Here is an 8,535-nt window from a genome sequence, read left to right on the forward strand (position 1 = left end):
GGAGCTGAAGGTGCCCGCCTGATTCGCGGACGCCCCGGCCGACGGCCGCTGAGCGAGGCCACCGGGCGCCTCGGTCAGCGGCCGTCGGCGCTTCCCCAGTTCTCGCCCCCAGGAACCTCACAGCTGCGGCCCAGCTCCGTGACAACGTGGCGGTCGAGGGTGGTCTGCATGACCGAGACTGTGACCGTCGCGGCGGCGGAATTAGCCGAGACACCGGGGACGCCGGTGCTGGACGTGGTGATACCCGTCTACAACGAAGAGACCGACCTCGGCGTCTGCGTGCACAGGCTGCACGCGTACCTGCGCCAGGGATTCCCGTTCCCGGCCCGGATCACGGTGGCCGACAACGCGAGCACCGACGCCACCCTGCAGGTGGCCGAGCTGCTCGCGGCGGAGCTGGACGGCGTGCGGGTGGTGCACCTGGACGCCAAGGGCCGGGGCCGGGCGCTGCGCGCGGCGTGGGAGCACTCCGACGCGCAGGTGGTCGCGTACATGGACGTGGACCTGTCCACCGACCTGAACGCGCTCCTGCCGCTGGTAGCCCCGCTGATCACCGGGCATTCGGACCTGGCGATCGGCACCAGGCTCAACGCGTCGTCGCGGGTGGTGCGCGGGCCGAAGCGCGAGATCATCTCCCGCTGCTACAACCTGTTGCTCAAAGCCTCACTGCAGGCGCGCTTCTCGGACGCGCAGTGCGGCTTCAAGGCCATGCGCACCGAGGTGGCGCGGCGGCTGCTGCCGCTGGTGCGCGACGGGGAGTGGTTCTTCGACACCGAGTTGCTCGTGCTCGCCGAGCGGGCCGGGCTGCGCATCCACGAGGTGCCGGTGGACTGGATCGACGACCCGGACAGCCGCGTCGACCTCGTCGACACCGCGCGCAAGGACCTGCTCGGCATCGGGCGGCTGACGCGCGCGCTGGCCACCGGCGCCCTGCCGCTGGAGGAGCTGCGCCGCGCGGTCGGGCGCGAGCCGTTGGTGCCGGGAGTGCCGCTCGGGATGGTGGGTCAGCTGGTCCGGTTCGCCATCGTCGGCGTGCTGAGCACGCTGGCCTATCTGCTGCTTTACGTTGTGCTGCAATCGTTTACCGGCGCTCAGGTCGCCAATTTCCTGGCGCTGCTGATCACCGCGGTGGGCAATACGGCGGCCAACCGGGCGTTCACGTTCGGGGTGCGCGGGGCGACCGGCGTGGTTTCGCATCAGTTCCAAGGGTTGCTGATCTTCGGCATCGGGTTGGCGCTGACTAGTGGATCGCTGTTCACGCTGCATCATTGGGCACCGGACGCGCCTGTGCAGCTGGAGCTGTTCGTGCTGGTGCTCGCCAACCTGCTCGCCACCGTTCTGCGGTTCGTCGGCTTGCGCTGGGTGTTCCGCAACTCGCCGAATTCGGCTCGGCGGGCGGCGGTTTCGACGCGACCCGATGCCGAGACCGAGGGTGGTGCCCGATGACCGCGACGCTCGCACCGGCCGACTCCCTGCCGACGACGCCCTCGCCCGAACGCCGATTCCGTTACGAATACCCCGCTCTTGCGGTGCTGCTGCTCGGCACCGGCCTCGCCTACCTGTGCAATCTGAGCGCGAACGGCTGGGCCAACTCGTTCTATTCGGCTGCGGTGCAGGCGGGTTCGGTGTCCTGGAAGGCGTTCTTCTTCGGCTCCTCGGACGCGGCGAACTCGATCACCGTGGACAAGCCGCCCGCCTCGCTCTGGTTGATGGAGCTGTCCGTCCGGGCGTTCGGCTTGAACAGCTGGAGCATGCTGGTGCCCGAGGTGTTGCTCGGCGTCGCCAGCGTGGCGCTGCTGTGGGCGACGGTGCGCAGGCCGTTCGGGCCCGCCGCCGGGCTGCTCGCGGGGCTGCTGCTCGCGGTGACCCCCGTCGCGGTGCTGATGTTCCGGTTCAACAATCCGGAGGCGCTGCTGGTGTTCCTGATGGTCGCCGCGGCGTGGGCGATGACGCGGGCCATCGAGGACGGGCGCTGGCGGTGGCTGGTGCTCACGGGCGTGTTCGTCGGTCTGGGCTTCCTCACCAAACAACTGCAAGTGCTGCTGATCGTTCCTCCGCTCGCCCTGGCCTACTTGCTCGCGGGCCCACCTGCGCTCGGTAAGCGCGTGCTCCAATTGCTCGCGGCGGCTGTCGCCATGGTGGCGGCGGCGGGCTGGTGGCTGCTGGCGGTGGAGCTCTGGCCGACCTCGTCGCGGCCGTGGATCGGTGGGTCCCAGCACAATTCGATCCTCGAGCTGACCCTCGGCTACAACGGGCTCGGCCGCCTCACCGGCGAGGAGCGGGGCAGCGTCGGCCCCGGCGGCGGCGAGATGCCCACCGGCGGCAACGGCATGTGGGGCAGCACCGGCATCACCCGGATGTTCGAGCCGGCGCAGGGCGGGCAGATCGCCTGGCTCATCCCGGCCGCGCTCGTCGCGCTGGTCGCCGGAGTCCTCTTGCGTGGCAAGGCTCCTCGTACGGATTCCCGACGAGCGGCGCTGCTCCTCTGGGGCGGTTGGCTTTTGGTGACCGGGCTGACGTTCAGCTTCATGGCGGGGATCTTCCACCAGTACTACACGGTGGCGCTGGCGCCCGCGGTCGCCGCGCTCGTCGGTGCGGGCGCGGTGCTGATGTGGCGGGAACGGCACCGCCTGTGGGTTCGGTCGATGCTGGCGCTCGCCGTCGGCCTCACCACCGCGACGGGGTGGATGTTGTTGTCCCGCAGCGTGCACTGGCTGCCGTGGCTGCGGTGGACCGTGCTGGTGGTCGGCGTGCTCGCGACGATCGCCGTGCTGGTGCCCGCGTCGAAGAAGCTGGCCGTCGTCTCCGCGCTGGCCATCGCGTTCACCGGCCTGGCCGGGCAGACCGCGTATGCGGTCAACACCGTCGCCACCTCGCACGACGGCGCGATCCCGTTGGCGGGGCCGAACGTCGGATTATTCGGCGGCCCCGGCATGATCGGCCGTCCGCCGGAGGGAATGGACAGTATGCCGGGTGGCCCCGATGGCGCCCGCCCCGGAAACGGTCCGATGCCGGGCACGGTCACGACCGGGCGTCCCGGCCGGGAGATGGTCATCGCGGGCGGACTGCTCGGGGCGAGCAAGCCGAGCGAGAAGGTCGTCGCCTTGCTCGAACAGAACGGCACCGCCTACACCTGGGCGGCCGCGGCCGTCGGCTCCAACAGCGCCGCCGGTTTCCAGCTGGCCACCGAGCTGCCGGTGATGCCGATCGGCGGCTTCAACGGCAGCGACCCGTCGCCCACTCTCGAACAGTTCGAAGAGTATGTGGCGCAAGGGAAGATCCACTACTTCCTCGGCGGCGGACACGGTGGCGACCACGGCGGATTCGGCCCGGGCTCCTCGGGCACCGGCGCGCAGATCACCCAGTGGGTCCAGGAACACTTCACCGCCACCGAGGTGGACGGGGTGACGCTCTACGACCTCACGACGCCCCGAGGATGATCGGCGGCTGATCGCGACTATCGATGCGAAAGATCCGCGCCCGCTCCGGTTTACGAGCGGGTGCGGATCTTTCCGGTTACTTCGCGGCCGGGTGGTTCGCGTCGAGCCACTCGGCGTAGGTCGGGCCCGCGAGGACGGCGTGGGAGCCGGGAAGGAGCGTGCCGTCCTCGAACGCCGCCCGATCCGGATTGTCCGGATCGCTGGACTCGATGATCTCGGTGGGAGCGCCGACCCGGGCGGCGAAGAGGGTCGCGGCGCCGGCCATGGTCTCCGCCTGCGGACCCGCGATCTCGGGAAAGCCGGACCCGGCGGATTCCGGGGCCGGATCGAGGGCCAGATCGACCAGCGCCTCCGCGACGGCGCGGGCCGCGACGAGCTGGGTGCGCATCTTGGGCAGGTAGGCGACGTCGCCCTGGGTGCCCCACTGGGTCATCACCTCGACCAGCTCGTGGAACTGGGCCGCACGCAGGATCCGCACGGGCAGCGGGCCCTCGAGCAACCTCCGCTCGTGCGCCAGTTTGGCGGCGTTGTAGCCCGCGGTGGCGTTGTCGATGCCGATGATGGAGACGACGACCAGCCGCTCGACGCCCGCCGCCCGGCCCGCCTCGTGCAGGTTGCGGGCGGCGGCGGTGAAGAACTCGGTCGCGATGTCCTTGTCGGCGGACGGGGTGCTGGATGCGTCGATGACGATCCGCACGCCGTCGAGCGCCTCGGCCAGACCCGCGCCGGTCTCGATGTCGACGCCGTTCTTCCTGGAGAACGCCACCACCTCGTGGCCGCGCTCGGTCAGCACGTCCACCACGTGCTTGCCGAGCCGTCCGGTCGCCCCGGCCACCGCGATCTTCTCGCTCGTCATGATTGCCTCTCCCTGGTCGTTCTCACCGCGTTGTTCCGCGTTCACAGAGACGACGACGTGGCCGGGGCGAGTGTGACATCGCCGGGTTCTTCTATTCGGAACCGAGCAACGCGATCAGGCGTTCGTGCACGGCGGTGCGCAGGACGGAGCTGAGATCGGGCCGCTCCGCGAGCAATTCGAGCATGCGCAGGATCTGGAGGGCGGTGACCCGCCGCTCGAGGTCGGGCTCGCCGGGGTCGAAGCCCGCCGCGTCGAGGAACTCACGCCACGCGGTCCCAGCGGGGCCGACCGACCAGGACCACCAGGCCGGGTCGAAGAGCGGGTCGGCGAGGCGCACAGACTCGAAATCGACCAGCCCGGTGATGTTTTCGCCGTCGGTGAGGATATTGACCAGGGCGAAGTCGCCGTGGGCGAGGACGGTGGGGCGGTCCGCGAAGAGGGCGGGCACGGTCTTCGAGACGCGGTCGAGGGCGGCGCGTTGCGCGGGCGCCAGATCGAGGCGGGCGGCCCAGCCGGTCGCGCTCTCGACCAGACGGGTCGGGTTGGCCCAGAGGTCGTCGAGTTGCAGTCCCGCGGTCGGGAGGCGGCGGAAAGCCGCGAGCAGCGTGCCCATCTCGCGGGCGATGGCCGGGAAACGCGGGCTCGCGACGCCGGTCTCGGCGCTGGCGGCGACGGGCACGCCGGGCAGGGCGTCGAAGACGATCCAGGCCGGGTCGGCGTCGAGGTCGAAGCGGCGGATGCGCGGAATGGCGATGCCGCGCTTGGCGGCCGGCTCCAGCAGGGTGTGCATGGTCCGCAGGCGGCGCTCGGCGTCGTCCGGATCGCGGTAGCGCTGCAGGACCATCCGGTCGCCGTCGGCGAGGGTGAGTAGGTCGGTGCGGTTCTGGAAGCCCCACTCGGCGGGCGCGCTACCGGCAATCGGCTGGCCGAGGGTCTGCTCGAGCCCGCCGTACTCCGCATGGTCCATACGGCAGACCCTAAGGCACGTAGGGACTGTCGCGCGCGGATCGACTCGGGGCGCGCGGGGTGCGTTGCGCTCGGCCAACCGGCTCAGTGCGTTGGCGAGCGCGAATCCGCCAGTGCCCGAGGCGCGTTCAGCGCGGCGTGCAGGGTGGCCGCCCACTGCTGGACGATCTGTTTGCGCCGGGCCGAGTCGTCGGTGAGCACGTCGGCCAGGCCGAGACCGCGCGCCATGTCCAGCGTGGCCTGCACGAGGTGGTGGGCGACCGGGTCGGCGTCGTCGACGCCGAGCGCCTCCACCGCGCGCCGGTGCGAGACCCGCCCGAACTTGGCCTCCAGCGGGACGATTCGCTCCCGCAGCGCGGGATCGGCGGCCGCGTGCGTCCATACCTGCAGCGCCGCCTTGAACAGCGGACTGGTGTAGGACTCGACCAGGCCCGCCACCACGGCCTCGGTGCGGCCGACCCCGTCGGCCATGGCGGCGACCGCCATGGCCTCCTCCTTGGCCTGCTGGGTCCGGCTGTCGAACATGTACTCGAGCGCGGCGGTGATCAGGTCCTCCCTGGTCGGGAAGTGATGCTGCGCCGCGCCCCTGGACACCCCGGCCCGCTCGGCGACGACCGCGACCGTCGCTGCGGCCCAGCCGGTTTCGGCCAGGCAGTCGATGGTCGCCTCCAGCAGGCGCTGCCGGGTGGCTCGGCTGCGGTCCTGCTTGGGTTCGTGGGGTGTGGCCATGGGGCTATTCTGCCCAGCTCGGCGGGCGGCGCTGCAGGAAGGCCAGCATGCCCTCGTGGACCTCGGGGGTGCCGAAGAAGCTCGCCGAGCGCTGGGCGAGCTCCTCGGCCGCGGCGTCGAACTCGGCGAGCATGGCCGCGTTGACCAGCCGCTTGCTCTCGGCCAGCCCCTGCGGCGAGCCCTTGCGCAGCTCCGCGCGCAGCCGCGCCACCTCGGCCGCCGGGTCCTCGGCGCCGGTGGTGATCAGCCCGATCCGCTCGGCGACGTCCGCGCCGAACTTCTCGCCGGTCAGGAAGTACCGGCTCGCCGCGCGCGAGGAGAGCCGGGGCAGCAGGGTCAGCGAGATCATGAACGGCGCCAACCCGATTCGCACCTCGGTGAGGGCGAAGCTGCTCGTCGGGCCCGCCACCGCGATATCGCAGGCCGCGACGATGCCCATGCCGCCCGCGCGCACATTGCCGTCGATCTGCGCGATCACCGGCTTCGGGGTGGCGATGAGCCCGCGCAGGACGCCGATCATGGTGCGGGTGCGCTCGTCCGCGGCCACGGCGGGGTCGGCGTTGCTCGCCTCGGTGAGGTCGGCGCCCGCGCAGAAGGTGTTGCCGGTGTGCGCGAGCACGATGCCCCGGACGGCGTCGTCGGCCGCCGCGTCGTCGAGCCCGCGCAGGAGTTCGGCGACGAGCCTGGACGACAACGCGTTCCGGTTGTGCGGCGAGTCGAGCGTGAGCGTCGCGAAACCGTCCGCGACCTCGTAGCGGACGAACGGCCCCAGCGCTGTGTCGGTCATCTGCGCCTTCCTAGTAGGACTTGGGCAGGCCCAGCGAGTACTGGGCGACGAAGTTCAGCACCATCTCGCGGCTGACCGGGGCGATACGGCCGATGCGCGCGGCGGCCAGCATGGCGGCCAAGCCGTATTCCTTGGTGAGGCCCGCGCCGCCGTGCGTCTGGATCGCCTGGTCGAGCGCCTTGATGCTGGCCTCCGCCGCGGCGTACTTGGCCATATTGGCGGCCTCGGCGGCGCCCATCTCGTCGCCGGAGTCGTAGAGCGTCGCGGCCTTGCGCATCATCAGCTTCGCCAGCTCCAGCTCGATCTTCACCTGGGCCAGCGGATGCGAGATGCCTTGGTGCGCACCGATCGGCGTCTTCCAGACGGTGCGCTCCTTGGCGTACTCCACCGCGCGGTCGATGGCGTAGCGGCCGAGGCCGATGGCCATCGCCGCGCCCATGACCCGCTCGGGGTTGAGGCCGGCGAACAGCTGCATCAGCGCCGCGTCCTCCTTGCCGACCAGCGCGTTGGCGGGCAGGCGTACATCGTCGAGGAACAGCGTGAACTGGTGGTCCGGCTCGATGATGTCCATTTCCTGCGGCGTCTTGTGGAAGCCCTCGGCGTCGGTCGGCACGATGAACAGGGCCGGCTTGAGCTTGCCGGTCTTGTGGTCCTCGGTGCGGGACACGATGAGCACGGCCTCGGCCTGGTCGACGCCGGAGATGAAGATCTTGCGGCCGGTGAGGATCCAGTCGTCGCCGTCGCGGCGCGCGGTGGTGGTGATCTGGTGGGAGTTGGAGCCCGCGTCCGGCTCGGTGATGCCGAAGACCATCTTGGCGCTGCCGTCGCCGAGCTTGGGCAGCCACTGCTGCTTCTGCTCGTCGGTGCCGTATTTGGTGATGATGGTGCCGCAGATGGCCGGGGACACGACCATGAGCAGCAGGCCCGCGCCCTGGGCGGACAGCTCCTCCATCACCAGCGCCAGCTCGTACAGCCCGGCACCGCCGCCGCCGTACTCCTCGGGCAGGTTCACGCCGAGGAAGCCGAGTTTGCCTGCCTCGTCCCACAATTCGGTGAGCGGCTCGTTGGCGCGCGCCTTCGGCAGCACATAGTCGCGGTAGTTGTACTTCGCGGCGAGTGCGGCGACGGCCGACCGCAGCGCGGTCTGTTCTTCGGTCTCGATGAAACTCATGCCTGCACCTCGCTGGCGCTCGGTTCCGGCATGCGTTCCGCACGCTGGCACATGATTCGTTCGCTTCGCTCTCTCATTTGTTCTCCTGGGTTTCCGTGCCCTCTGCGGGGTCGACGACGGCGAGGACGGCACCGACTTCGACCTGCTGGCCGACGGTGACATTGACGGCGCTGAGCACACCGGCGGCGGGCGCGGCGATGGTGTGCTCCATCTTCATCGCCTCCAGCCACAGAATGGGCTGGCCCTGTTCGACGCGGCTGCCGACCTCGGCGCCGAGCCGGATCACGCTGCCCGGCATGGGCGCGAGCAGCGAGCCGGTGGCGATCTGGTCGGCCGGATCGCTGAAGCGGGGCAGCTTGCGCACGCTGACCGGCCCGAGCGGCGAGTCGACGCACACCAGGTCGCCGTAGCGGGCGACGGCGAAAGTTCTACGGACCGAGCCTTTTTCGCCGGGGACGGCCAGGACGACGCGGTCCGGCGTGGCGTCGACGAGTTCGAGGCCGTCGTGGTCGTCGACCGAGAAGACACCTCGGGTGGCGCGGTAGCCGACGTCGTGGGTGCCGCTGGTGCGGCTCTCGAACAGCTT

8 protein-coding genes are annotated in these 8,535 nt (G+C 70.6%); 2 read left to right on the top strand and 6 right to left on the bottom strand.

Annotation, left to right across the window (positions count from 1 at the left end; translation table 11 throughout):
• Window positions 1–168 precede the first annotated feature (168 nt).
• Window positions 169–1,446 (top strand): bifunctional glycosyltransferase family 2/GtrA family protein, encoded by a 1,278-nt coding sequence (locus ON39_RS31175; protein ID WP_051187369.1) that lies wholly within the window; start codon window positions 169–171, stop codon window positions 1,444–1,446.
• Window positions 1,443–3,440, top strand: coding sequence for a glycosyltransferase family 39 protein (locus tag ON39_RS31180; RefSeq protein WP_040739618.1), 1,998 nt, complete (start codon window positions 1,443–1,445; stop codon window positions 3,438–3,440). The genes ON39_RS31175 and ON39_RS31180 overlap by 4 nt, the downstream gene beginning before the upstream one ends.
• Window positions 3,441–3,516: 76 nt before the next feature.
• Here ON39_RS31180 and ON39_RS31185 read toward each other — a convergent pair whose 3' ends face one another.
• The 6 genes from ON39_RS31185 to ON39_RS31210 form a co-directional block, all read right to left on the bottom strand.
• Complete coding sequence (locus tag ON39_RS31185; RefSeq protein ID WP_040739625.1) at window positions 3,517–4,296, bottom strand: SDR family oxidoreductase; 780 nt, start codon at window positions 4,294–4,296, stop codon at window positions 3,517–3,519.
• A gap of 91 nt (window positions 4,297–4,387) precedes the next feature.
• The gene (locus ON39_RS31190; protein WP_040739619.1) at window positions 4,388–5,263 is read right to left on the bottom strand and encodes a phosphotransferase family protein; all 876 of its coding nucleotides are present in this window, start codon (window positions 5,261–5,263) and stop codon (window positions 4,388–4,390) included.
• Window positions 5,264–5,346: 83 nt separating this feature from the next.
• Window positions 5,347–5,991 (bottom strand): TetR/AcrR family transcriptional regulator, encoded by a 645-nt coding sequence (locus ON39_RS31195; RefSeq protein WP_051187370.1) that lies wholly within the window; start codon window positions 5,989–5,991, stop codon window positions 5,347–5,349.
• A gap of 4 nt (window positions 5,992–5,995) precedes the next feature.
• Complete coding sequence (locus ON39_RS31200; RefSeq protein WP_040739621.1) at window positions 5,996–6,778, bottom strand: enoyl-CoA hydratase family protein; 783 nt, start codon at window positions 6,776–6,778, stop codon at window positions 5,996–5,998.
• 10 nt (window positions 6,779–6,788) lie between these two features.
• Complete coding sequence (locus ON39_RS31205) at window positions 6,789–7,949, bottom strand: acyl-CoA dehydrogenase family protein (RefSeq protein WP_040739622.1); 1,161 nt, start codon at window positions 7,947–7,949, stop codon at window positions 6,789–6,791.
• 73 nt (window positions 7,950–8,022) lie between these two features.
• The coding region (locus ON39_RS31210; RefSeq protein ID WP_040739623.1) for an acyl-CoA carboxylase biotin carboxyl carrier protein subunit at window positions 8,023–8,535 on the bottom strand (513 nt) is incomplete at its 5' end.

Source organism: Nocardia tenerifensis NBRC 101015, assembly GCF_000308715.1.
Classification (GTDB): domain Bacteria; phylum Actinomycetota; class Actinomycetes; order Mycobacteriales; family Mycobacteriaceae; genus Nocardia; species Nocardia tenerifensis.

Coding starts and splice junctions, on each gene's coding strand:
- ON39_RS31195 (WP_051187370.1), bottom strand. CDS start 5,991: ATGGCCACACCCCACGAACCCAAGCAGGACCGCAGCCGAGCCACCCGG.
- ON39_RS31180 (WP_040739618.1), top strand. CDS start 1,443: ATGACCGCGACGCTCGCACCGGCCGACTCCCTGCCGACGACGCCCTCG.
- ON39_RS31200 (WP_040739621.1), bottom strand. CDS start 6,778: ATGACCGACACAGCGCTGGGGCCGTTCGTCCGCTACGAGGTCGCGGAC.
- ON39_RS31185 (WP_040739625.1), bottom strand. CDS start 4,296: ATGACGAGCGAGAAGATCGCGGTGGCCGGGGCGACCGGACGGCTCGGC.
- ON39_RS31190 (WP_040739619.1), bottom strand. CDS start 5,263: ATGGACCATGCGGAGTACGGCGGGCTCGAGCAGACCCTCGGCCAGCCG.
- ON39_RS31205 (WP_040739622.1), bottom strand. CDS start 7,949: ATGAGTTTCATCGAGACCGAAGAACAGACCGCGCTGCGGTCGGCCGTC.
- ON39_RS31175 (WP_051187369.1), top strand. CDS start 169: ATGACCGAGACTGTGACCGTCGCGGCGGCGGAATTAGCCGAGACACCG.